The sequence below is a fragment of the Salinadaptatus halalkaliphilus genome, from assembly GCF_006543045.1.
In the GTDB taxonomy this organism is placed as follows: Archaea; Halobacteriota; Halobacteria; order Halobacteriales; family Natrialbaceae; genus Salinadaptatus; species Salinadaptatus halalkaliphilus.
In genome coordinates, this window is record NZ_RBZW01000048.1 from 1 (window position 1) to 24,532 (window position 24,532).

Below are 24,532 nucleotides of genomic sequence, written 5' to 3' on the forward strand. Positions count from 1 at the left end.
ATATCGCCAGACGGCGTCCATTTCCCAGTTAATCTGACGGAAGATAACCGTGAGAGCGTCTGAGACTGTCGTCATTCGGCGGCAAAACAAGGCATCACTTTTCGAACAGGTATCCGAGAGTCCGACGAGAGATCGTCGAAACGGACGGCTGGCGGTATCTCCGTTGATCCAGTAGATATCAGCCGTGGTATACGTGTGCGGACAGAGCGACAGATTTTATACCGTCATAGAAACCAGATGGAGCATGGCAGACGAGACCGACGTATCCGATCCGCTCGGCTGGACGCGAGATCACACGCCGTTGCTGCGTTCCTATCAACGCGAGTACGGTGAGACGACGCCCCTCGAGGGGTACTCGATCGGCGTCGCCACTCACATGGAGGCAAAGAGCGGCGTCTTCGTCGAGACGCTCGCCGAAGCCGGCGCGGAGGTGCTCTTTACGGGGAGCGAACCTCACAGCACCAAAGGCGAGGTCGTCGAGTATCTCGACGAGCAGGACGGCATCGAATCCTACGTCGAGGCCGGCATGAGCGAGGAAGCGTGGGTCGACGCCCAGCACGCTCTCCTCGAGGAAGAACCCGACTTCATCCTCGACGATGGTGCCGAACTGATCGCGCGCGTCCACGCCGACCACCCCGAGATCGCACAGACGATTGTCGGCGGCGGCGAGCAGACGACCGCGGGCATCACCCGCCTCGAGGCGATGGAAGACCAGGATGTCCTCGAATTCCCCGTCTACAGCGTCAACGACACGCCGATGAAGCACTTCTTCGACAATGTCCACGGCACCGCCGAGAGTTCGTTGACGAACGCGTTGATGACGACGAACACGATGCTCTCGGGCAAGACCGTCGTCGTCGCTGGCTACGGCTACTGTGGTCGGGGAATCGCCCGGAAGGCCCGCGGCATGGGTGCCAAGACCGTCGTCACCGAGGTCGATCCACGGAAGGCCTTAGAGGCACACATGGACGGCCACCGGATCGCGAGCATGGACGAGGCCACACCCGAGGGTGACTACTTCATCACGTCGACGGGCAACCGCGAGGTACTCCGTCGCGAGCACTTCGAGCAGATGCAAGACGGTGCAATCTTGGCCAACGCCGGCCACTTTGACGTCGAAATCGCGATCCCGCACCTCGAGGACCTCGCCGAGAACGAGAGTACGCCGACCGAGGGCGTCACCCGCTATCACCTGCCCGACGGCCGCCAGCTCGACCTGCTGGCCGACGGCCGCCTGGTCAACCTCACCGGCCCCTACAGCAAGGGCCATCCCGCGGAAGTGATGGACATGACCTTCGCGATGATGGTGATGGCGGCCGACGACATGCTCACCGAGGATCGGGACCTCGCGCCGGGCGTCTACGCCATCCCCGACCGCGTCGACCGAACCGTCGCCGACCGGAAACTCGAGACGCTCGATTGCTCGATCGACGATCTGACCGAGAATCAGGAAGAGTACTACGACGACTGGGAGCACCCGGACAGCCACTTCTGACCGCGACGCTCGGACAGCCGTACCGACCCAACGTTTTCGCGACGCCGGTATCCAGGACGAATCCGTCCCTCCGTCGACTCTCGCTCGAGTCCGGAGATGCGAACTCGATTTACTATCGCACAATAGGATTTAACGAGGACCGATACCGGATACCGACCGACACGGCAGGTCGATGGCCGCAAGTGAAACCGTTCGGGGCGCTCGAGCACGGGAACCATATATCTGGAGACCGTACACTCAAGCGAGATGACGTACGAGCGAGGGCAAGCGACCGACTACCGTGAAATCGATCGCTGGGAATCGGGCGTCGGTTGGCTGGCCCACCCCGAGGAAGCGGGTCAGCGCGCCAGCCACGCCGTCTGTACCGCCGAGGGCTGCTGGCTCCTCGATCCGCTCTGGGCGCCCGGTATCGAGGACCGACTCGAGGACCTTCCCGAACCCGTCGTCGGCGTCGCCGTCTGTTCGGCCTGGCACGCTCGAGACGCGGACCGATTCGCTCGGATCTACGACGTTCCCGTCTTCGTTCCCGAGTGGATGGGGCGCGTTCCCGAGCGGGTGGACGCCCCGCTCGAGCGGTATCGGGGCGACCTCGCGGACTCGATCCGTCTCGAGCGCTGCGAGCCGATGCCGGGCTGGAGCGAAGCCATGCTCTTCTGGGAGGACCACGAGACGCTGTACGTCCCCGACTCGATCGGGACGATCGAGGCGTTCACCGTCGGCGAGGAACGGCTCGGACTCGAGCTGGTACGACGCCTCTCGCCGCCCCGACAGTTGCGAACCCTCGAGCCCGAGCGCGTCCTGGTCGGCCACGGCGAGGGAATCCTCGACGACGCGACGCGGGCCCTCGAGTACGCGCTGGCCGATCAGACGCGGCGGTTTCCCCGCGCACTGCTCGAGAACGGGCCAGCGTCGGTTCGGTCCATCGTCGATGCAGTCCGCGAGTGATACTGTCGGACAGAAGTCAGTGAAACGTCGGTCGCGAATTCGCGGCCGTCCTTACGGTGACGGCCGCAGTACTGCGACCGATCGTTGAATAGTTCTGTCCAACAGTATGATACGGATTACTGTAACGATTTACCGGCCCAGCCGCCGCCCGGATTGCGGGTGCGCCGGAAATGACTCACAGTAAACCGTATGAGTCGGCGCGGTTCGTGCGTGAACACCGACGATGCCAGCCCGACCGTCGGCGACCCTGTCACGGGCGGGACATCGTATTACTACCTGCGCGGTGAAGACCGCTCTATGACACTCGAGATCGGTGTCCTCGGCTATCGGTTCATGGGCAAAGCCCACGCGAACGCCATGGCGCGACTGCCGATGTTCTTTCCCGACGCCCCCGACATCGAACGCTCGGTGCTGGTCGGGCGCGACGAAGATGCACTGACGGAGGCGGCCGACCGGTTGGGATTCGACTCGATCGCGACCGACTGGGAATCCGTCGTCGACGATGTCGACGTCTTCTACAATCTCGGCCCGAACCACGTCCACCCCGAGCCCTCGATTGCCGCCCTCGAGGCCGGGACGCCGGTCTTCTGCGAGAAGCCGCTCGCGCCGACGCTCGCCGATGCCGAGCGGATGGCCGAGGCGGCTCGGGACGCCGGCGAGAGCGTTCCCGCGGGCTGTGCGTTCAACTATCGATTCGTGCCGGCGATTCGCTACGCAAGGGGGCTGCTCGCAGACGGCGAAATCGGAGAGATTCGCCAGGTTCGCGGTCGGTACCTCCAGGACTGGCTGGTCGATCCCGACGCACCGTGGTCGTGGCGACTGGACGCCGACCTCGCGGGTGCCGGTGCACTCGGAGACCTTGGCGCCCACACGGTTGACCTCCTGCGGTATCTCGTCGCCGACGGTGGCCTCGCGGGGTCGATCGAACGCGTCAGCGGCCACTGTCGGACGTTCCTCGAGGAGCGACCGGTAGACGGTGACGACGGGGTCGACGAAACCCGAGCAGTCACCGTCGACGACGCCTATACGGCCCAACTCGAGTTCGAGAACGGCACGATGGGAACCCTCGAGGCCTCGCGGGTCGCGCCGGGCCACAAGAACGACCACACGATCGAAATTCACGGCACCGAGGGGAGCCTGCGGTTCTCACTCGAGCGCCTGAACGAACTCGAGGTCCTGCAGGAGGGCGACCGCGGCTACGAGACGATCCTCGTGACCGACCCAGAGGACCCCTACGTCGACCACTGGTGGCCACCGGGTCACGTGCTCGGCTGGGAGCATACCTTCGTCCACGAAAACAGCGAGTTCCTCACGGCGGTGGCAAACGGCGAGTCGTTCGCGCCGAGCTTCGCGGACGGGCTGGCTGCCCAACGCGTGCTCGACGCCGTCGAGACGAGCGACGACCGGGGTGAATGGATCTCGCTCGAGTAATCTCCGGCAGTCGCCCTATTCAGATTTCGACGCCGATTCGACGCGAGAGATCGTCTGCAGCTCGTCGTAGCGCACGCTTTTGCCGTCCAGCGGTTCGTCGTCGAGCTCGAGGTAGCCGGCTTCGACGCCGGTGACGGTCCCCGTGATTTCGGGGTCGTCGCCACCGGTTCGTTCGGCCTCGCGGATTTCGACCGTATCGCCAATCTCGACGTGATCCTGGACGAGTCGAGTGGCCTGCTGTTCGTCGGCGTCCGGCGGAATCGTGAGTTCGGTCATTCGATACGCAGGACGGGAGCCACGAGCCTAAACGCCGCCGCGTCAGCTGACGGCCGTTTTTATACCCCCTCGGCTCACGACGAGCGGAGACACGCGTTTAAGTACTCCTCGTGCAATTGATCAGCCATGGCAGATTCGGACGCCGATCGAGATGGCTTTCGGGAGGGGCTCGAGTCTTCCCACGGCGACCCGCGCGTGCTCGTCGTCATCAATGCAGTACTCTCGCTGGCGTTTTCCTGGCTGCTTGTCTGGGGCGCCGACGTCGTCGGAGCCGTCGAGTTTACCGTCACGAACGTCGTAATCGTCGCCGTCGGATTGTTCGTGCTGACCCACGTCGTGACTCGGCCTGATTGATACGGATTACTGTACCGATTTACCAGCGAAACCGCAGACGGGTCGCGGTTTCGGCGGTAACGACTTACAGTAAACCGTATGAAACGAGGCGACAAGTACTCACCGAGTGGCCTATTTGTCTCGGCTGATGGCGATCGGTTCCGTGTCGTCGTATCGGCCGACCCGACCCGAACTCGCGGTGTTCGTCTCGGGGGTCACCAGTATGGGCCTCGAGATTCTCGCGGTACGGATCGTCGCCCCGCAGTTCGGGAGTCATATCTACACCGTCGGCGGCATCCTCACCGTCTTTCTGATCGCGCTGAGCCTTGGCTACTGGCAAGGAGGTAAACGCGCCGCAGGCGCGACGAACCGCGAAATGAGCTGGATCCTGCTCGCCACCGCGGTCTACGTCGCGATGGTCGTCTACGCGAGTGACCTCTTGTTGTCGTACACGTCGACGCTCGCACTCCCGCCGCGGTACGCCTCGCTACCGGCCGTCATCTTGCTGTTCGGTCCGCCCACGTACCTGCTCGGCTTCATCAGCCCCTACGCGGCCGAACTCTCGGAGAAGCAAGGCACTGGCGAGGCGTCGGGCCACGTCTACGCGCTCGGGACCATCGGGAGTATCGTCGGCTCGGCCGCGACCACGTTCGTGCTCATCCCCGCGTTGAGCATCGATGCGATCGGCCTGCTCTTCGGGATCACGCTCGTCGGAACGGCGGTCGCGATCACGATCCCCGCGATCTCTCGACGCGCCCTCGCCTCGAGCGCCCTCGTCGCCCTCCTGCTCGTCGGTGCCGCCGGTGGAACACCGATGAATCTCGACCACCGCGGCGAGGTTGTCTACGAGACGAACACGCCACACCAGCACGTAGAGATCGTCGACGACGGCGACGTGCGGACGATGTACTTAGACGGCGCGCGCCACAGCGCGATGGATTTCGAGGAGCCCGACAGACACGTCTTCACCTACACGCGGTATTTCCACCTCCCCATGCTCGCGACCGACGACGTCGACGATGTCGACCGCGTCCTGTTCATCGGCGGCGGCGGCTACACCGGCCCCCAGGATTTCGCGGATCGCTACGACGCCCACGTCGATGTCGTCGAGATCGATCCCGAGGTGACAGACGCCGCCGAGACCTACTTCGACCTGGATACCGACCGCGACGATATCACCGCTCACGCCCAGGACGGCCGGCAGTTCCTCGAGGGGACCGACGAAACGTACGACGTGATCGTGCTCGACGCCTACAAGAAGGATCAGGTCCCCTTCCACCTGACGACCGTGGAGTTCATGGGCCTCGCCTCGGATCGGCTTGCCGACGACGGCATCCTCCACGCGAACGTCATCGCCGCGCCGAGTGGTCCCGCTGCGGAGTTCTACCACGCCCAACAAAAGACGATGGCGACGGCCTTCGCCGATACCGCCAGCTTCCGGACGACGGATTCCAACAGCGTCCAGAACATCCAGGTCGTCGCGGCAAACGACGACGCCACCGACCTCTCGACGCCGACGCTCGCCGAGCGAAACGACGAACGCGAGGGCGTCCCCGACCTCGAGGACGCCCTCGAGAATCGTCTCGACGATCCCGACACCGCGGACGCGCCGGTGCTCGAAGACGACCGCGGCGAAGTTGACAGTCTGCTCGATCCGATGTTCGGCCAGCGGTACGTGATCGAGGAGACCGATAGTGATACCGAGACGGACAGATCACAGACGAAAGCGGATGAACCGTCGATTTCGTTCTCGAGTGCCGATGGAACCGAGCCGAGACCGATCCCGTCCGTCCAGCCCACGATCACACTCGACTCCAACGCCGATTCGGGTGCCGATCCGTCCGCGTCACCGATCGTTCGCCACATTTCGTAGGTCGGACGGTCGATTCTGTCTCCACAGTCACGCATTGCTGGAGTCGACCGCGTGTGGCTAGTCGATGTGAATTAGTATTGCTGTTGAGATATAGGCCATATAGTAAAAATTTCAAACAATAGGTCGCCCCCATGACTAGTGGTCAAGTACGATCGAGGCGTGAATTTCAGTTATTACATAGAAATATTTTCAAAAGTTAAGAGAATTTTTGGTAATACTCTCATTATATCGACTATTATATCTTGAATAGGCAGATATAGACGAAAGTGTGAAATCCGAAAAGTTCCACCGAAGACGACACCCCAAATAATTATTAGATATAATGTATGTATTCGAAGTAGTCAACTCGCGTTTTCGATCGGTAGCGGCCACGAGGATGATCCGAACGACATACCAGCCAACAGCAGTCAACTGAACAACTGTTTTATTACGCACGTACGTCTGTAATGCAGGAGAACAACGACTTACGGGTCGGTAAATTCGATACCCTCGACGGTGATGATCTCGGCCTCGACATCTTCGAAGACAGCACCCCACCCGCCGATCGTGTAGTCGCGGTTGCCCGTCTCGATGGTCAGCGTCGCATAACCCGAAAGTTCCGTCACGGTCGGCTCTCGAGGCGGCGCCGTTCCGCCAGCAGCGCTGATACCGGCGAGTTCGCCCTGTATTTCCGTGTACTCACCGGTCTTGGGACGTTTTCCGAGCACGCGGACTCGAATCGTCGCACCGTCGTGCCACAGTGAGGCGACATCTAAGATGAACCCCTCGATACTGATGTAGGTCGGCCGCCGACTCGAGTCGACGTAGCGTTGCTCGCTGGGGAGCCAGATCAGTGTCAGATAGAACCAGTGTAAGACCAGCGTGAGGATATCGTCGTTGATGACGACGCCGTAGGGTTCGCCGTGGTGGTCGGCCGGTGCGAAGCAGGCACGTCGGCGGTCGACGATGGCCATGAACGGGCCCGGGAGCGCACGGTAGCGAACCTGCATGACGCCAAGGGTGCTCGGATCGACCGATCGGCCGTCACCACAGAGGGTCACCCACGTCAGGACGCCTCGATCGTTGGCGTCCCGTAGCGCCGGCTGGAGCACCTCGAGTTGCTCGGGCGTCGCGGCAACCTCGACGGAAACGTCGGCGTTTTCGATCGCTTCCCGCGCGTTGTTGATGAGACTCTCGCGGCGCTTGAGCACGTTCACCCGGTAGTCCTGGGCGTTCGGTCGTTCCCAACGCTCCTCGATCTCGTCGGCGGCATCGGCGAGCATCTGACTCTTCTCGCGGAGCTGCTCGATGGCGTCGACGGGCTCGCGCGCTCGAGCGTGGAGTTTATCGCGGTCGATCGTCTCGACGAACCCTCGGTCTTCCAGACTCCGGACGGTGTCGTAAATCTGGGCCGCTGGAACCGACGAGCGTTCGGCGATGGTGACGACGGGCGCAGAGCCGACCTCGAGCAGCGCCAGGTAGGCGTCGATCTCGTACTCGGTGAGCCCGCCTTCTTTCAGCGATCGCCGCAACGTCTCGGTATCCATATAGTATCTCACACGATGCAGCCGGTAAAAACTTCCTGTTTGCAGCGAGATGAGATGTCGAATCACCGCGATACAAATAACCACACAGACATGTATACTATCCTATTTAAATTGGCGAAACAACGGGACGAAGACGCGGTCTTGGGCACGGTAAATCCATTAAGAGAGCTACAAAAAAGCGCCCTTACAGGAATCGCGCCAGTGGAATCCGTCGTACTCGGGGGACCGTCGGGAGCAATCGCGTCGCTACGGACCGACGAACAGTGGCGGGCAGCGGTGAGAGCGCGCTCTCGACGAGGACAACACTGCCCGTCGAGACTACCGATCGGAGACGACCTCGACGGTCGCCGAGTGCTCGTCACAGAAGAGCGTGAACGTGCCGGGCTCGACCGTCCGTCGGCCGTCGGGGGCGGTGACAGCGAGCGCCCGGTTGGGAATCGCGAGTTCGAGAGACGTCGACTCGCCAGCCTCGAGGGTCGCCGCGTCGAACGCGACGTGTTCCCGCACGGGACGCACGCGAGAGGCGACGTCATCCCGCAGGAAGATGTCGACGGCGCGTCGCCCGGCGCGATCACCGACGTTCGCGACGGTGGCCGACACCGCGACATCGTCGCCTGGTCCGATCGTCGGCTCCTCGACATCGAACTCGCGGATATCGAACTCGGTGTAGCTCAGGCCGTGGCCGAACTCGAAGAGCGGATCGCTGGGAGGGTGTTCGTCGTCGCCGATCGGTCTCGGATGTGCGAGCTGATCGAAATGGGCGGGCAGGTGACCGGCCGATCGTGGCACCGTGATCGGGAGCCGGCCCGACGGGTTGTGCTCGCCAAACAGCGTCTCGGCGATGGCGGTCCCGCCCTCGCTGCCGGGGTAGTACGACATGAGGATCGCCGGCAGTTCGTCGGCGGCCCACTCGATCGCCAGCGGGCGGCCGGTGATCAACACGAGCACGGTCGGCGTCCCCGTCGCCTGGATTCGCTCGAGGAGGGTCCGCTGGGCGTCGGGGAGCCCGAGTTCGGTCCGGGTGGGAAACTCGCCGGTCGCGCCAGTGACCTCCTGGGGTCCGAACTCGTGGTAGTACCAGTTTTCGCCGAGGGCGACGACGGCGGCGTCGGCGTCGGCTGCGGCCTCGACGGCAGCATCGACATCGTCCGGGCCGGTTATGCCAGCTCCGCGTTCGTGGCGGACGGTCGTCCCCTCGTCAACCACGGATTCGACGCCCTCGAGAAGGGTGGTTCCGGCGTCGGGGTCGGGATCCTGCACGCTCCAGCCGCCCAGCTGATTGCGAAGCGAATCGGCGTTCGGCCCGGCGACGAGCAACTCGTCGATATCGGACTCGAGCGGGAGAACGCCCTCGTTCTTCAGGAGCGTCTGGGAGGTTCGGGCTGCCTCGAGGGCGGCGTCTCGGTGGTCGTCCGCGCCGACGGTTTCGGGCGCCGCGTCGACGTCGACGTAGGGATCGTCGAACAGTCCGAGATCGATCTTGAGTGAGACGAGACGGCGAACGGCCTCGTCGATGCGTTGCTCGCGGAGTTCACCGCGTTCGACGAGGTCCTGGAGGTGTGTGGCGTACTCGCGCCCGCCGATCGAAATGGCGTCGAGACCGGCCGTGATCGTCCGGCGTGCGGAATCGCGCCGATCGGTGGTAACGCCGTGGTCCTCGTGGAGGTGATCGACGCCACCCCAGTCCGAGACGACGGCACCGTCGAAGCCCAGTCGTTCCCGGAGGAGTTCGGTCAGCAGGTACTCGGAGCCGTGGGCCGGGTCGCCGTTGACGGCGTTGTAACACGGCATCACCAGCGAGGCGCCGGCCTCGATCGCGGCCTCGAACGGCGGGAGATAGTCCCGGTGAAGCGTCGCGGGACCACACTCGACGGCACCCGTGTCCTCGCCGCCGGTCGGATCGCCGTAGGCCGGGAAGTGTTTGATCGTCGCAGCGACGCGGTCGCCGTCTTCGGCCTCGAGACCGCGAACGGTCGACGCGGCGAACCTGCGACAGAGCAGCGGACTCTCACCGAAGGTTTCGAACGTTCGTCCCCACCGCGGGTCCCGAACGACGTCGCCCGTCGGGCCGTAGTCGACGGTCGCACCCGTCGCGCGCATCTCCGTTGCGGTCACCCGTCCCATCGTTCGGGCGAGGGTCGGATCCCGCGTCGCAGCGAGGCCCAGCCCGTGTGGAAAGACGGCCGCGTGGTCGACGTAGCCGTGGCCGTGGACGGCGTCGACTGGGAGCAAGAGCGGAATCCCGTGGTCCGTCTCTTCGACCGCGGTCCGCTGTAACTCGTTTGCTACCTGCGCGAGGCGTGCGGGATCATGAAACCAGGAGACGCCGATCCCGAAGGCCGCGACGATTCCGAGGTCGTCCTCGCCTATCATCGTCTTGGCATCCTCGAGTGTCACGTCCTCGCCCATCGAGCCGACCCACGTCCCGACGAGCTGGCCGACTTTCTCTGCGAGCGTGAGCTCGTCAACTATCGCGTCCGGATCACGGACGGTCCGCTCTGGACCGTCGACTCTGTGCCGAGCCATATCCACTCCTGAACGACGCGGAAAATAAATACTCCGGTCAGGAGACTCGTCTCGAGTCGGTCGTCGTACCGAACGACTACTGCCGGTGCAGTCGTCGGAACCGGACGCCGTCACCGAGATGGAGTCGACGTAACTCGATATCACGGCCCAAAATAACACCTGCTTTTATATAATAGGTGGTGTAATTTATCCTCGAAATAATTTCTATTTGAGTGTACTCGTTAGCCATCAAATAGGAAGTTTTATCATCGTGGTCCTGCAGGTGATAACGTATGTCACATAGGAGTGACGCCGCCATCTCGAGGCGCACGTTCGTGGGTACGATGGGTGCTGGAACGACTGTCGCAGTTGCTGGCTGTGTCGGCATCGGCGACGAAGAAGGAGGGACGGGTGACGACACCGTTCCTGACGACGAGTCCATGGCCGAGGCGTTACAGATCTGGAGTCTCGGTACGCAGCCGGCCGGCATCGAGGCAGTCGCCCAGCAGTACGTCGACGAGACGGGCGACGACGTCGACTTCGACGTGTCGGAACTCGGTTACGACGAACTCCACGACTCCCAGCAGGCAGCGATCGCAGCCGGCGACGGCGGTCCGGATATCGGCACCTACGAAGGCCGCTGGACGAACCAGCTCGTCGGGACGGGCGGGCTCGTCGACCTCGAGGACCAGATCGACGCCGAAACCGAAGACGCGATGGTCGACTGGGCCTGGGACACGGTCACGGACGATACCGGCGACGGCCGCTACGGCCTGCCGGTCGACATCGCGCCCGTCGTCACCTTCTACAACCGCGAGATCTACGACGAGATCGGGATCGAGCCCGCGGATATCGAGACCTACGACGACGTGATCGAGTACGCCGACGAACTCCCCGAGGACACCTACTGGATGGGCGTCGGCAGCGGCGTCTTAGAGTGGCGCTGGGAGATGTTGCTGCGCCAGCAGGGCGGCGAGGCCTACGACGAAAACGGGAACCTGCTGATCAACACCGAAGAGACACGCCAGGCCGCCGAGACCATCAAGGAGCTCTACGACACCGACACAGCCGTCGACACCGAGGAGTTCACCGAACCCTGGGTCACCGGCCTCCAGGAGAACCAGATCGCGACGGTCACCAGCGGCGCCTGGATGGCCGGCTCGCTCATCGACACCGTCCCCGACATGGAGGGTCAGTGGGGAATCCACCGCCCGCCGGCGGTGACCGAGGGCGGCAACCGCGCGACGAACCACGGTGGCTCCAACCTGATCATCGCGAATCACAAAGACGACGCAGCCGTCGCCCGCGCCTGGGACTTTCTCGAGTTCGCACTGACCAACGAGGAACAGGTCATGACCATCGCGGAGGAAGCCGGTATTTTCCCGCCGCTCGAGACGGTCTACGACGACGACTGGTGGGAACAGGAACAGGCGTTCTTCGGCGGGGATACCTACGAACCCATCGTCGAACTCGCCCCGGAGATTCCGACGATGCGACTGATAACCGACCACCGCGAGGTCTACGAGCGCATGGGCGATTTCATCGCGGACTACGTCGAAGACGAGTACGAATCGGCCGACGAGATGGCCGCCGACGCCGAACAGACCCTCGCCGACGATCTCGGCCGAGAGATCGCGTGACACATGTCGTTGCGGGACAACCGAAACGTCAAATCGGTCAAGACGAGCATCCGAACGACGCGAAACACCGTTCGCGATGCGTTGCCGACAGTTCCGGGTGTGCCGTACCTGTACATCCTGCCGTTCTACGTGCTGTTCGGGCTGTTTCTGGCGTTTCCCGTCGTTTACACACTGTATCTCTCCTTCTTCGAGTATCAGGGTCCGGGCTCGGGGACTCTCCTCGAGATCGACCTCGTCGTGTTCGAGGCGGGCGTCCCACGAATCTCGAGTCTCGAGTTCGTCGGCCTGCACAACTATCGTCGGCTGTTCGGCGACGCGCTGTTTCTCCAGTCCGTCGAGAACACGATCATCATCACGCTGATCCAGATGCCGCTGATGGTGATCGTCTCGCTGGCGGTCGCGCTCATGCTGCACGCGAAGTTCGTGCGATATTCGGGCTATTTCCGGACGGCGATCGCGTTGCCCGTGACGGCGAACTACGTCGCCTATTCGGCGATCTTCCTGGTGATGTTCGCGGAGAACTTCGGCTTCATCAACTACATGCTCGCCAGTGCCGGATTGCCCACGATTCCGTGGCGCACCGACGGTTTCTGGGCGAAAGTCTCGCTGGCGCTGGCGCTGGACTGGCGCTGGATGGGCTACAACATGCTCATCCTCTTTGCCGGCCTCCAGGGGATCGACCGACGGCTCTACGAGGCCGCGGAGATCGACGGTGCGAGCCGGTGGGAGAAGTTCCGCTATGTCACGCTGCCCCAACTCCGGCCGATCTTGCTGTTCGTGATCATCCTCTCGACGATCGGCGCGTTACAGTTGTTCGCAGAGCCGATGATAATCACGGACGGCGGCCCGGCCAACCAGACGATAACGGTCGTGATGTACATGTACGAGGAGGCGTTCAGTCGATTCAACCTCGGATACGCGAGTGCGATCACGTACGCGCTCGTCGTGTTCGTCACCATCCTGGCCTACGTCCAGTTGAAGCTGGGGGGTGAGTAACCGTGGCGACCGCGAGTGACTCGAAATCGTTGCCCGTTCGATTCGCCCTCTACATCACGCTACTCGTGATCATCGCGATTACGTTCATCCCGCTGTACTGGATGGTCGTCGCCGCGACGCTGCCCCAGGAAGAGTTCTTCACGCTGCCGCCGCGACTCCTCCCGGGGACGCACTTCCTCGAGAACCTACAGGCGCTCGAGGCCAGATTCCCCTATCTGCGAAGCGTCTGGAACAGCGTCTTCGTCGCGACCGTCTACACGGTCATCTCGCTGTTTCTTTGTGCGCTCGCGGGCTTTGCCTTCGCGAAGTACGAGTTCAAGTACCGAGAGCCGCTGTTTTACTTCATTCTGGCGACGCTGGTGTTGCCGGTCCAGATCATGATCATCCCGATGTACTTGCTGATGGCCCAGTTTGGACTGTTGGACACCCACATCGCGTTGATTCTGCCGTTTCTCGCCAACCCGGTCGGCATCTTCCTGATGCGTCAAAGCATGCTGTCGATTCCCGACTCGCTACTCGATGCGGCACGGATCGACGGCGCCTCGGAGTTCCAGATCTTCTATCGTATCGCGTTGCCAGCGATGAAGCCCATGTTGGCGGCACTCGCCGTCATCCTGTTTATCTCCCAGTGGAACGCCTTCCTCTACCCGCTGGTGATCTTAGAGAGCGAGGAGCTGTTTACGATTCCACTGGCGATCGAGCGCCTGACCGGCCACCAGCGGATTTACTTCGACCAGATCATGGTTGCGGCGACCATCGCCATCATCCCCATGATCGTGCTGTTCCTGTGGTTACAGGAACACTTCGTCCGCGGGTTCACGAACTCGATGTAGCAGGCGATGCGTCTTCGCCTGCCTCGAACGTCGGCCGGTCCCTCGCCACGTGTTTCGATGGGACGCCGGTCGGTTCGAAGGCACGTTGCAACGAGTACCGCTTCGACCCCACACATTAATGCTGATAGGGGAACAAAGAGGACCCGAATGACATCGATCGACCTAGACAACGTGAGCAAGGTCTACGATCCCAACGGAGAAGCTATCGAAGCGGTTTCCGATCTAGATATCTCGATCCAGGACGGCGAATTTCTCGTGTTCGTCGGTCCGAGCGGCTGTGGAAAGACCACGACGCTGCGAGCGATCGCCGGTCTGGAATCGATCACCGACGGTTCGATCGTCTTCGGCGGCGAGGATGTCACCGACGCCCGGCCCAGAGAACGCGGCGTCGCGATGGTCTTTCAGGACTACGCGCTGTATCCCCACATGACCGTCCGCGAGAACATCGGGTTCGGCCTGCGGCTTTCCTCCGGCCTGTCCGAGCAAGAGATCGAACGCCGCGTCGAGGAAACCACCGAGATGCTCGGCATCGAGGACCTGCTGGATGACCAGCCCGGCGAGCTCTCCGGCGGACAACAACAGCGCGTCGCGCTCGGACGGGCAATCGTCCGCGATCCCTCGGTCTTCCTGCTCGACGAACCGCTCTCGAATCTCGACGCGAAACTCCGAACCGATATGCGCAAGGAGATCCTGCGACTCCAGCAGGAACTCGAGGTGACGGCCATTTACGTCACGCACGATCAGACCGAAGCCATGGCGATGGGCGATCGCGTCGCGATCATGAACCACGGACGACTCCAGCAGATCGGGCCGCCCGAAGCGGTGTATCTGGATCCGGCGAACAAGTTCGTCGCCGGTTTTCTCGGCAGCCCGAGTATGAACTTCCTCGAGGCGAGCGTCGAATCGACAGACGGCACGACCACGCTCGAGGCAGACGGGGAGTTTCGCCACGAGCTGCCGGCCGGCTCGGTTGCCTCGAGCGCAACCGAGTACGATCGGGTCGTCGTCGGGATCCGGCCGGAAGACCTCGAGATCGTCGAAACCGGTGGCGTCCCCGTCGAAGTGACAGTCGTCGAGGCGATGGGCGACGAGAACGTGGTCTACGTCGACCTCGGCTCGACGGAACTGACCGCTCGCATCGACTCGACCGTCCGACTCTCCCGCGGCGATCGGATCCGGATCGACTTCGATTCCGACGACCTCTACCTGTTCGATCCCGACACCGAAGCGGCACTCGAGACGAAGACGGCACAGCTGACGGCGTATCGAGAACCGCGCCAGGCCGACGCGACGAATCCGTGAGCCGTCGACGAACCTGCAGCTGTTGTGGATTCCCAACCGTCTCTCTCTCTCTCTCTTTGATCACACCTCGATAGCCAGCCACAGTACTACTGATCGCTCATATTTATTCGGTTTCTTACAATCCATACTATTTGATGAGATTTTACATTCCACACCGACATCGAATCACTCGATCGAGAACACCCTCGAACCACGATGTCACTCGGTAGCAGCCCAGATACTCGTAATTCGCTCCCTTAGGGTCGAGTCGGTCTTTCCCTTCAAGAACGAACGCCAGATAGTCGTGGCAGCGATAGAATGCCGGTAAAGAGCCACTACAGTACAGAATCAGTGCTCGAGGAGCGAACGGCCGACACGTACTGCGGCTATCGACATGCGATCATTATATAGATAAGATATCTGTCTAGATTTCGATTCACTATAGAGATAATCATATATAGACTGATCGAGCTACCGTCTCCAGCGAGTGATGCTCGTCAGCAGTCGTCTATAGTAGTGACAAACCAGTGGGTTCCCACCTCGTCGTCGAGCGTGTGGCCGATTGCAACGGCCGGTACACCCTCCAACCCGTGTGTCACCGATAGATGTCCTGATATCGTTCCCGGTACTCTTTGAGCGCGATCCGGGCCCGGCGACGCGACCGAAAGCCGAATCCGACTGCCGGACACGTGTTCTGCGGACACGCCCAGCAAAAGGTTTCCGAGCCCGAATCTCTCGTGACCGGGACATCCGTCTCACAGCGTGGACACTGCCACCCCCAGCGGACGTCACCCACCGCGTTCCGTCCCATGGTCGTACTCGAGTCGTCGAATCGCACGGGGAAATACCCTCGACTGAACGGTTTCACGCTTTAGTATCGACCTCCCGACAGATAGCGTCCCGCGAGTGTCGTTCCGACCACACCATCGGCATCAAAACACTATTGCGGTCGCTCGCGAATCCCTGTCACATGTCCGAACGACCCACCGTCTACCTGACGCGAGACATCCCCCAGGCCGGGCGCGACGCCCTCGAGGACCATTGCGAGGTCGTCGTCTGGCCGGACGCAGTCGAGCCGTCCCACGAGACACTGATCGAGCGCGTGGCCGATCTCGAGGCCGACGGGCTCTTCTGTACCGTCGCCGATACGGTCGACGCGACGGTGATGGACGCCTCGGAATCGCTGCGGGCGATCGGGACCATGTCCGTCGGATACGATCATATCGACCTCGAGGCCGCTCGAGCGCGCGAGATCACGGTCGGACACACTCCCGGCGTCCTCGCGGAGACGACCGCAGATCTGGGCTGGGCGCTGTTGATGGCCGGCGCTCGACGCACCGTCGAAGCTCACACACGGGTTCGCGACGGGGACTGGGAGAGCTGGGGACCGACGGTCTTGCTCGGCCGTGACATCCACGAGGCGACGCTCGGCGTCGTCGGCCTCGGTCGGATCGGCACCGAGTTCGCCAAGCGCGCCGCGGGCTTCGACATGGACGTCGTCTACAGCCACACGAGCCCCAACGAGGCGGCCGAACGAGAGCTGGCCGAGTACGGTATCGACGCCACCTACTGCTCGCTCGAGGACGTGCTCGAGCGCTCGGACTTCGTCTCGCTGCACGTGCCGCTGCTCGAGGACACTCACCACCTGCTCGGCGAGGACGAGCTTCGGCGGATGGACGACGAGGCGATCCTCGTCAACACTGCTCGGGGCGAGATCGTCGACACCGACGCGCTCGTGCAGGCGCTCGAATCGGGCTGGATTCGCCACGCGGCCCTGGATGTCTCGAACCCCGAGCCGCTGCCGGCCGACCATCAACTGCTGGACCACGCCCCCGAGTCGCTCACCATCTCGCCCCATATCGGCAGCGCGTCCATGGCAACGCGCTCGGAGATGGCCGTCATGACCGCCGAGAACATCCTCGCTGGCCTTCGCGGGAGCGAGCTACCGCACTCGGCGTTCGACGACGCGGACCTGTCTTGATACTGTCGGACAGAAGTCAGTGGAACGTCGGTCGCGAATTCGCGGCCGTCCTTACGGTGACGGCCGCAGTACTGCGACCGATCGTTGAATAGTTCTGTCCAACAGTATGACTCGAGGCGTCTACGCGTCCGGCCCGCTCCCGGTGACGACGACCGGTCGATCGGCCTCGAGAATGACCGATTGCGTGACGCTCCCGAAGACTGCCTTGCCGACCGGAGAGCGTTTCCGTCCACCGAGCACGATCGAGTCGACGTCGTACTCGTCGGCTTCCGCGAGGATGTCCGCGGTCGTGTCGCCGCTGTCCTCCAGGACGGTGACATCGATACCCTGATCCTCGAGGAGTTCCGACGCGCGGCGAACGGAAGCGATTCGAGACGCGGATTTGAACTGCTCGAACTCCTGTGGGAGGTCGTCGCCCTCGTCGGTGAAGACGAACAACAGGTACACTTCGACGCCGTCGCTCGCGTTCGGCATCGAGGCGACGTATTCGGCCTGTCTACGCGCTCGCTCTTCGTTCGTATCGACCGGAATCAGCGTGCGGTACATAGCCCCTCGTTCGAACGAAGCGTGTATAAAACCGACTCTTGGTTCCACACCTGTGGAAGACGGAGGCTGGACCGATCTCGTACGGCCGGTTGTCGTCGTTGTAAACCGTATCATACGGTTTACTGTACGTCAGTTCCGGCCCAGCCGCGACCCGGGCGGCGGCTGGGCCGGTACATCGGTACAGTAATCCGTATCAGATGTCGTCGTCCCGAAGTGCCCGTCGCTTGATCTTACCCGTAGTCGTCGTCGGCAGTTCGTCGACGAACGCGACGTGTTGTGGGTACTCGTATTCGGCGAGGCGCTCGCGCACGAGATCACGGATCTCCGTCCGAAGCCGGTCGGGATCGTAGTCGTCCGTCGCGGGTTGGACGTAGGCTTTGATCGCCTCGCCGCGAGTCTCGTCGGGGACGCCGACGACGCCGGCCTGTTCGGCGGCGTCGTGATGGAGGATCGCCTCCTCGACTTCCATCGGCCCGACGCGATAGCCGCTGGTCAGGATGACATCGTCGGTTCGGGAGACGAACCAGAGGTAGCCGTCGGCGTCGCGTTCGACGAGGTCGCCAGTCAGAAACCATCCCGACTCGGTCCGCTTGCTCGCCGTCTTTTCGGGAAGCCCCCAGTACTCGTCGAAGAAGACGCGACGGTCGCCGGATTTGACGGCGAGTTCACCGACCTCGCCCGTGTCGACCGGTTCGTGGCTGTCGGGCTCGAGGACGGCGACCTCGTAGCCGGGGAAGGGCTTTCCCATGCTCCCTGGCCGGGTGTCGAACCAGTCGTCCGAGTTGCCGACCACGAGGTTGAGTTCCGTCTGGCCGTAGAAATCGTTGATCGCGACGTCGTCGAACGTCTCCTCGACCCACTCGACGACCTCCGAGGTCAGGGGTTCACCGGCCGAGGCGAGCGTCTCGAGGTCAAGATCGTACGTTCCGTCGGGGTCCTCGACGCTCATCAGCATCCGCAGCGCCGTCGGCGGCATGAACGCCTTCGTGATCTCGTGGTGCTCTATGTGCTCGTAGACCGCCTCGGGATCGAATTCCTCGCGGGGCCAGCCAACGATCGGACAGCCGTGGTGCCAGGCCGCAAAGAGGGTGCCCCCGAGTGCGGCGCCCCAGGCCCAGTCCGCGGGCGTCCACAGCGTCGCCTCGCCCTCCGCGAGGCCTTGATCGAAGTAGTTGTACGCCGCGGCCGCGCGACCCAGCCAGAGTGCGTGGCTGTGCAGGACTCCCTTCGGCGGTCCCGTCGAACCGCTCGTGTACATGATCGCCGACGGCGTGGCCGGCGTCGACTCGTAGACGTCAATTCCCGGCTCGTGGCTCGCACACAGTGTGTCGAACGCGTGGGCATCGCCCTCAATCGACGCCGCGTCGCCGAGTTCGATCACGTGCTCGAGGGCTGGACACTCGTCGCGAACCTCGTCGACCGTCGTCCGGACGCTCGGGTCGACCACGACCGCCGTCGCCCCGCTATCCTCGAGACGATACTGCAGCGCGTCCCGCCCGAACAGCACCGTTAGCGGGACCGACACCGCGCCGAGTTTCCAGTTCGCGAGATGGGTAATCGGATTCTGGGGCTTTTGCGGGACGACGACGCCGACGCGGTCGCCGGCTTCGACGCCGAGATCCGCGACTGCGGCGGCCAGCCGATCCGACCGCTCGTCGAGATCCTCGAAGGAGTACGTCTCGAGGCCACCGTCAGGGTCGACGTATTTCAACGCCGTAACACTCGTCTCCTCGTGTTTCCGAAGGAAATCGACCGCCGGGTTGAACGACTCGGGGAGGTCCCAGGCAAAGCTCGCTCGAGCCGTCTCGTAGTCCTCGAAGGTGTCCATGACCGTCCAGCTCATACTCAGGCGTTTCGGGGCCAGGACGGTGGCTCTTTCGACTGTGTGGCGGACTCGCCGTTGGCGCTCCTGTTGGACTTATACGGATTACTGTACCGATGTCCCGGCGGTGAGTCGAACTGTGTGGGGCGAGCCTCGGTCGAGGAGCGACGCGAGTCGACCGGCGCAACCGCGACTCGGACGGCGGTTGCGCCGGAACTGACTTACAGTAAACCGTATCAGTCGAGGGACGGCTACGCTTTGGGATTGGGCCTGGGCAGTGCCCGACGCGACCGCGGCGGGACGAGGTAGCTCCCCCAGTGACGGAGCCGGAGGTACTGGAGGATCCCGTTGCTCTGGCGCGGGCCGAGCCCGTACTGGCCGAACGCTTCGCCGGCCATCGCCTCCCGGACGCGCCTGAACTCGGCCAGCTCTCGCTGGAGCGAGACGAAGTGAAGGCCACAGACGTCGCCGTCGGTCGTGTTGACGTCGCGCCGGAGCAGTAGTGGCTCGCCGTCCTCGCGGGCTCGAGCGAGCTTCTGGGCGTGGCCAACGATCCCTTCATCTCGAGCGTGCGCGTGGATCTCGTCGGTGACCGCGGTTACGTCGGTCGTCGTGTCGAGTCGCTCGCCGTACTCGCCGACGGCCTCGCGCTCGGCGTGATCGGGGCTGAACAGTCGCGCGACGCGGTGCTCGTGGTCGTGCTCGTCGAACCAGGCATCGAGGTCGAGTTCGACGGTCTCGAAGTGCTGCGTCGTGGCGCCGGCGAAGGGACCCTCCCGAATCGTCACCCGATCCTCGGTCGCCTGGCTCTCCCGGAAACCAGAGCGAAAGCCCATGAAAAACGGCGCACCCTCGGGTACCGGCTCGCTGTCGGGAACGCCCTCGAGTCCCCGCTGTCGGTCGGCTGGCAATCCCGCGCCGACGAACCCCGTTCGACGGTCCGTCCGCTCGAAGATCCCGTCGAGCGAGGCCGACACGGCGTGGCCGTTGAGTCGGTCGCGCTCCCCGAACAACGCCTCCTCGGCAGCGAGCACGACGGCCCCGTCGTCGCTCACGAGGTGCAACAGTGCGTCGGTCGTATCGACCGTCACGTCGCTCTCGGCCGCGAGAACGACCATCGGATCCGGCGGCGGCAGGTCGACGGACTCGTGGAGTGAAGCGTCGAACCGATCGAAGTAGGCCGGGGTGTAGCCCAGCGAGAAGAGGAGGCCGTCGGTGCTCCACTCGAGGGCTCGCTCGAGCGCCGCCAGCGCCGTCGCCACGGTGTCGCGGGCCGCGCCGTCGGGCTCGACGGCCAGCGACAGGTTCCAGAAGACGTGGTGTCTGGGCGGTCTGACGTTGCCGTCAGCGTCCGTCGGCGACGCGTCGTTCCAGGCGTGCTGTCGGTCGGGAAGCGACGCGGGCTCGGCGACGCCCGCCGGAGCAGTTACTGACGACTCGCCGGCGAGGCAGGCGGCAAGTGTGGCGCTTGCGCCGCTCGCGACCGCCGCACGGACGAACTCGCGTCGCGAATGGTCCCGCTTCGAGTCCGGTTCCGAACCGGTTGGCGACGGGTCGCACTTTGGGTCGTCAGCGTCGGACATCGGTCACGCTCAGTAGCCCGACAGCCACAGTCGGTTCGTCGTCACGAAGTTCGTCAGTCCCGACGGGTGGGGCATCTGGTTCGTCGAGCCGAGCATGAGCAGCCAGACGACGAGGCGCTCGCCCTGGATCGGCCGCCCGTCGACGTACTGGGCCGGATGGGAGAACGCAGAGTGCGTTCCCTCGTCGACGAGCCGCTGGGCCGAGGACTCGCCCGGACCGATCTCGCTCTCGTCGCGTCGGACGACGACCACTTCCACGTCGTCGTCGAGGACGGCGTCGATCGTCTCCGAGCCGTCCGGATTGCGAAACCGGACGACGCCACCGGGCTCGCCCTCGAGGTAGAACTCTTCCTCGGGCGTCGTCCACTCGTCGCCGTCGAACAGCTCCACCGCGGCGCCGTCCTCGGTTCCGGGCGTGATGTCGATCGCCTGTGCCGAGATGTAGTGCTGGAGGACCGGCTCCACGTAGGAGCCGGAATCGCCGTACGTTTCGGCGTTCTCGCGGGCCTGCTGTACGAACTTGGTCGTGAATCCGGGGCCAGTTCGCCGGAAGACGGGCGCGAAGACGCCGTCTGCGTAGAACTCGTAGGCGATGTCGTAGTTGTACGGGCCGAACCGAATGCCGGAGTGGAAATCGACGCTCTCCTGTCCCACCGCGCTGGGGTGGAAGTGGGTCTTGATCTGAAACCCGCTCGGCGTCCGATCCCGGGCCGGAAAGTCCAGCCGACCGAGCATCCCCGGACCGCCGGCGACCGTCCCGTGAATGTCCCAGAAGAGGAGGTCGCCGTTGAAGACGGTATCGCCGTCCGGAAAGTACCACTCGAGCGTGTTCCGTCCCTCTCGCGGGGGGAGGTAGTACGCCGTGTACGTGACCGGCGCGTTCATCGCGGCGAAGACGGGACTGCCGTCGTACGACGCCGAGAGCGTCACGCCCTGCGTGTCGGCTGGCTCCCACTCGACGGCCCAGCCGTCCCGTTCGAACGACTCCTCGGGCGGTTCGACCCGGTGATAGCCGTCGTTTGCCGTGTAGTACGGTCGCTGTTCGGTCGGAACGCCCGGCACTACCTCGAGCAGCGACGTCTCGGCCGGCTCGATCGTCTCGGCCAGCTCCGGGAGGGGAAACTCCACGGCGTTCTCGAGGACGGCGACGTCGACGATCTCGGGGTTTTCGATGTCGGTGCCGTCGATGAACGCACTGATGATCCGCAGGTCGCCGTCGTCGTTGACGTGCATGACCGCAGTCGAGCCCGCGCCGTGGGGAAGGTCGGCCTGCCCGATCCCGGCGTAGCCGCCGGCTGCACCCTTCCAGGAAGGATACCACTCGTATTCGGTCACGTCTCCGAAGGCGTTTCGAACGGACTCGGTCTGGTGAATGAGTTGCCCGATCGCCATCTGGGAGGGATTCTGAGTCACCGTCCAGCTGACGTCGATCGGATCGGTAGTCTCGAGGGCGACGAGCTCGTCGCGGTGGCGATCGACCAGGCCGTAGATCGTCCGGCGGTTCGTCGCCGTCACCTCGAAGACAGCCTCCTCGCCGTCGGGAAATCCCTCCGCCTGTACGTCGAGTCCGGTCGGCCCCTGGAGACTGATCGTCTCGAGGTGGTTGGTCAGCACCTCGTAGGCCTCGAAACCGCCGATCCAGTCGCTGACGTAGTCGTTGACCGTCGGATCGGAAAGCAGCGTCTCGATCGCCCGGCGCTTCCGTGTGGCGTGTATGCGCTCGTAGTTCTCGTTGTCGAACTGGCGGACCGAGGCGAAATCGGCGGTATCAAGTCGTAGTGACGGGATCTCCGGTGGGTCCGGCCCACCGTTTCCCCGGGCGACGTCCGACGGCTCGTCGTCGCGAACCGTGCTACACCCTGCGATCGCTGTGACGCCGCCCCCGAGTGCGGCCATCTTCAGATAGTCGCGTCGACGAACATCGTCGCCAGCCATTCGGCTGTCGGTACATCGACATCCTATAGAAACGTTGGGCCGCGTCTCACACAGCGGAGTTGGACCGTGTCTCGCCCAGCAGCGTCGGCGATTTCGGGTCGCCGCCTCGAGCGGGAACTGTCCAGTCAGTTGCTCGAGCAGGTACGCTACTGGTCCCCTCGAGCGGGTACCCTTATGAGGAATCGGCGTGAGGGCACACGCATGTCAGGCGACGCGCTTTACCGGGATCTCTTCGATCGATCGCCGGACGATCGCATCCAGGTGCTCGACGCCGAGGGGTCGATCGTCACCCCCGAGTTGGAACCGGATCTCGAGGCGGACACGTTGCGGTCGATGTACCGAGATATGCGGTTTTGTCGCCGGTTCGACGAGCGACTCGTGAGCCTGCAACGACAGGGACGACTGGGGACCTACGCGCCGCTTGCGGGTCAAGAGGGCTCGCAGATTGGCTCGACGTACGCGCTGTCGGCCGAGGACATGCTCTCTTTTCAGTACCGCGAACACGGTGCGATCGTCTCTCGAGAATTGCCTTGGGAGTACCTGCTGTACTGGATGGGTCACGAGGACGGTAACGCTGCGCTGGCCGACGTGAATGTCTTCCCGCTGAACATCTCGATCGGCGCCCACGTCCCCCACGCGGTCGGCTGGTCGTGGGCGGCGAAACTGCGGGGTGACGACACCGTCGGCGTCGTCCACCTCGGCGACGGCGCGACGAGCGAGGGTGACGTCCACGAGGCGATGAACTTCGCGGGCGTTTTCGACACCCCAACCATCTTCTCGGTCAACAACAACCAGTGGGCGATCTCGGTGCCACGCGAGCGCCAGACGGCAAGTGCGACCATCGCTCAGAAGGCGACCGCCTACGGCTTCGAGGGCGTTCAGGTCGACGGGATGGACCCCCTCGCCTGTTACGTCGTCACCCGCGCCGCTCGGCGGAAGGCACTGACCGACGACGACCGTGCTCGGCCGACGCTGATCGAAACCATCCAGTATCGCTACGGCGCACACACGACCGCCGACGATCCCTCGGCCTACCGCGACGACGAGGAGGTCGAACGCTGGCGCGATCGCGACCCGATCGACCGCTTCGAGACCTACCTGCGCGAGCAGGGCGCCCTCGAGGACGACCGACTCGACAACATCGAGGCCGAAATCGAGGCGACCCTCGAAGAGCTGGTCGAACGCGCCGAAGGCGTCGAGACCGACCCCCGCGAGATGTTCGCGTTCACCTACGCCGAACCGACGCCGCGACTCGAGGCCCAGCGCGAGCATCTCGAGCAATTGCGGGCCGAGCACGGTGACGACGCGTTGCTCGATTACGACTAGGGACGGCTCGAGTACGGACTGCCGATCGATTCTGGGTGTGAGTCCTTCATCGTTCCTACTTATCGCTTCAGAATTGAATTGAGATATTTATCAATATAAAATAATACTTTGAAAGCCCTCGACTGGCTCGTGGCTGCTGTGACAGATATCCTCATTGCATTCGGATAGTGCTGCCACAGCAGCCACGACCCGTCTCGCCCTTTCA

The 24,532-nt window shown here is 63.4% G+C and carries 19 protein-coding genes; 11 read left to right on the forward strand and 8 right to left on the reverse strand.

Annotation, left to right across the window (positions count from 1 at the left end; translation table 11 throughout):
* The first annotated feature begins 244 nt into the window (after nucleotides 1-244).
* The 3 genes from D8Y22_RS15210 (at nucleotide 245) to D8Y22_RS15220 (ending at nucleotide 3,871) form a co-directional block, all read left to right on the forward strand.
* Entirely contained in the window at nucleotides 245-1,495 is a 1,251-nt protein-coding gene (locus D8Y22_RS15210) for an adenosylhomocysteinase (RefSeq protein WP_141465553.1), read from the forward strand.
* A 246-nt stretch (nucleotides 1,496-1,741) separates the two neighbouring features.
* Nucleotides 1,742-2,440, forward strand: coding sequence for a hypothetical protein (locus tag D8Y22_RS15215; protein WP_141465554.1), 699 nt, complete (start codon nucleotides 1,742-1,744; stop codon nucleotides 2,438-2,440).
* A 297-nt stretch (nucleotides 2,441-2,737) separates the two neighbouring features.
* The gene (locus D8Y22_RS15220; protein WP_141465555.1) at nucleotides 2,738-3,871 is read left to right on the forward strand and encodes a Gfo/Idh/MocA family protein; all 1,134 of its coding nucleotides are present in this window, start codon (nucleotides 2,738-2,740) and stop codon (nucleotides 3,869-3,871) included.
* 15 nt (nucleotides 3,872-3,886) lie between these two features.
* Here the strand turns inward: D8Y22_RS15220 and D8Y22_RS15225 are convergent, their stop codons facing one another.
* On the reverse strand, nucleotides 3,887-4,147 hold the full coding sequence (locus tag D8Y22_RS15225; RefSeq protein ID WP_141465556.1) for a hypothetical protein: 261 nt from the start codon (nucleotides 4,145-4,147) through the stop codon (nucleotides 3,887-3,889).
* 126 nt (nucleotides 4,148-4,273) lie between these two features.
* Between D8Y22_RS15225 and D8Y22_RS15230 the strand changes: the two genes are divergently transcribed.
* The gene (locus D8Y22_RS15230; protein WP_141465557.1) at nucleotides 4,274-4,501 is read left to right on the forward strand and encodes a hypothetical protein; all 228 of its coding nucleotides are present in this window, start codon (nucleotides 4,274-4,276) and stop codon (nucleotides 4,499-4,501) included.
* A gap of 127 nt (nucleotides 4,502-4,628) precedes the next feature.
* On the forward strand, nucleotides 4,629-6,353 hold the full coding sequence (locus tag D8Y22_RS15235) for a spermidine synthase (protein ID WP_141465558.1): 1,725 nt from the start codon (nucleotides 4,629-4,631) through the stop codon (nucleotides 6,351-6,353).
* Between the two features lie 464 nt (nucleotides 6,354-6,817).
* On the opposite strand, the gene D8Y22_RS15240 is transcribed toward D8Y22_RS15235, so the two are convergent.
* Both D8Y22_RS15240 and D8Y22_RS15245 read right to left on the reverse strand, forming a co-directional pair.
* Nucleotides 6,818-7,879, reverse strand: a complete 1,062-nt coding sequence (locus tag D8Y22_RS15240; protein WP_141465559.1) for a TrmB family transcriptional regulator — start codon at nucleotides 7,877-7,879, stop codon at nucleotides 6,818-6,820.
* A 318-nt stretch (nucleotides 7,880-8,197) separates the two neighbouring features.
* Complete coding sequence (locus tag D8Y22_RS15245) at nucleotides 8,198-10,405, reverse strand: glycoside hydrolase family 3 N-terminal domain-containing protein (protein ID WP_141465560.1); 2,208 nt, start codon at nucleotides 10,403-10,405, stop codon at nucleotides 8,198-8,200.
* 272 nt (nucleotides 10,406-10,677) lie between these two features.
* On the opposite strand from D8Y22_RS15245, the gene D8Y22_RS15250 reads away from it, so the two are divergent.
* The 4 genes from D8Y22_RS15250 (at nucleotide 10,678) to D8Y22_RS15265 (ending at nucleotide 15,155) form a co-directional block, all read left to right on the forward strand.
* Entirely contained in the window at nucleotides 10,678-12,024 is a 1,347-nt protein-coding gene (locus tag D8Y22_RS15250; protein ID WP_141465561.1) for an ABC transporter substrate-binding protein, read from the forward strand.
* A gap of 3 nt (nucleotides 12,025-12,027) precedes the next feature.
* On the forward strand, nucleotides 12,028-13,020 hold the full coding sequence (locus tag D8Y22_RS15255) for a carbohydrate ABC transporter permease (protein ID WP_141465562.1): 993 nt from the start codon (nucleotides 12,028-12,030) through the stop codon (nucleotides 13,018-13,020).
* Between the two features lie 2 nt (nucleotides 13,021-13,022).
* Nucleotides 13,023-13,853 carry a carbohydrate ABC transporter permease gene (locus D8Y22_RS15260; RefSeq protein ID WP_217350893.1) on the forward strand — a complete coding sequence of 277 codons (831 nt, stop codon included), beginning with the start codon at nucleotides 13,023-13,025 and terminating at the stop codon, nucleotides 13,851-13,853.
* A gap of 147 nt (nucleotides 13,854-14,000) precedes the next feature.
* Nucleotides 14,001-15,155 (forward strand): ABC transporter ATP-binding protein, encoded by a 1,155-nt coding sequence (locus D8Y22_RS15265; protein WP_141465563.1) that lies wholly within the window; start codon nucleotides 14,001-14,003, stop codon nucleotides 15,153-15,155.
* A 574-nt stretch (nucleotides 15,156-15,729) separates the two neighbouring features.
* Here D8Y22_RS15265 and D8Y22_RS15270 read toward each other — a convergent pair.
* Complete coding sequence (locus D8Y22_RS15270; protein ID WP_141465564.1) at nucleotides 15,730-15,945, reverse strand: hypothetical protein; 216 nt, start codon at nucleotides 15,943-15,945, stop codon at nucleotides 15,730-15,732.
* Between the two features lie 159 nt (nucleotides 15,946-16,104).
* Here D8Y22_RS15270 and D8Y22_RS15275 point away from each other — a divergent pair, with 159 nt between their 5' ends.
* Nucleotides 16,105-17,115 carry a 2-hydroxyacid dehydrogenase gene (locus tag D8Y22_RS15275; RefSeq protein ID WP_141465565.1) on the forward strand — a complete coding sequence of 337 codons (1,011 nt, stop codon included), beginning with the start codon at nucleotides 16,105-16,107 and terminating at the stop codon, nucleotides 17,113-17,115.
* A gap of 120 nt (nucleotides 17,116-17,235) precedes the next feature.
* On the opposite strand, the gene D8Y22_RS15280 is transcribed toward D8Y22_RS15275, so the two are convergent.
* The 4 genes from D8Y22_RS15280 to D8Y22_RS15295 all read right to left on the reverse strand — a co-directional run bounded on the left by D8Y22_RS15280 (nucleotide 17,236) and on the right by D8Y22_RS15295 (nucleotide 23,001).
* Complete coding sequence (locus tag D8Y22_RS15280; protein ID WP_141465566.1) at nucleotides 17,236-17,661, reverse strand: universal stress protein; 426 nt, start codon at nucleotides 17,659-17,661, stop codon at nucleotides 17,236-17,238.
* 193 nt (nucleotides 17,662-17,854) lie between these two features.
* On the reverse strand, nucleotides 17,855-19,504 hold the full coding sequence (locus tag D8Y22_RS15285) for an acyl-CoA synthetase (protein ID WP_141465567.1): 1,650 nt from the start codon (nucleotides 19,502-19,504) through the stop codon (nucleotides 17,855-17,857).
* Between the two features lie 230 nt (nucleotides 19,505-19,734).
* Complete coding sequence (locus D8Y22_RS15290; RefSeq protein WP_141465568.1) at nucleotides 19,735-21,066, reverse strand: DUF7405 family protein; 1,332 nt, start codon at nucleotides 21,064-21,066, stop codon at nucleotides 19,735-19,737.
* A 9-nt stretch (nucleotides 21,067-21,075) separates the two neighbouring features.
* Entirely contained in the window at nucleotides 21,076-23,001 is a 1,926-nt protein-coding gene (locus D8Y22_RS15295) for a hypothetical protein (RefSeq protein WP_141465569.1), read from the reverse strand.
* A gap of 201 nt (nucleotides 23,002-23,202) precedes the next feature.
* Between D8Y22_RS15295 and pdhA the strand changes: the two genes are divergently transcribed.
* Nucleotides 23,203-24,327, forward strand: coding sequence for a pyruvate dehydrogenase (acetyl-transferring) E1 component subunit alpha (pdhA, locus tag D8Y22_RS15300; protein ID WP_141465570.1), 1,125 nt, complete (start codon nucleotides 23,203-23,205; stop codon nucleotides 24,325-24,327).
* Nucleotides 24,328-24,532: the final 205 nt, after the last annotated feature.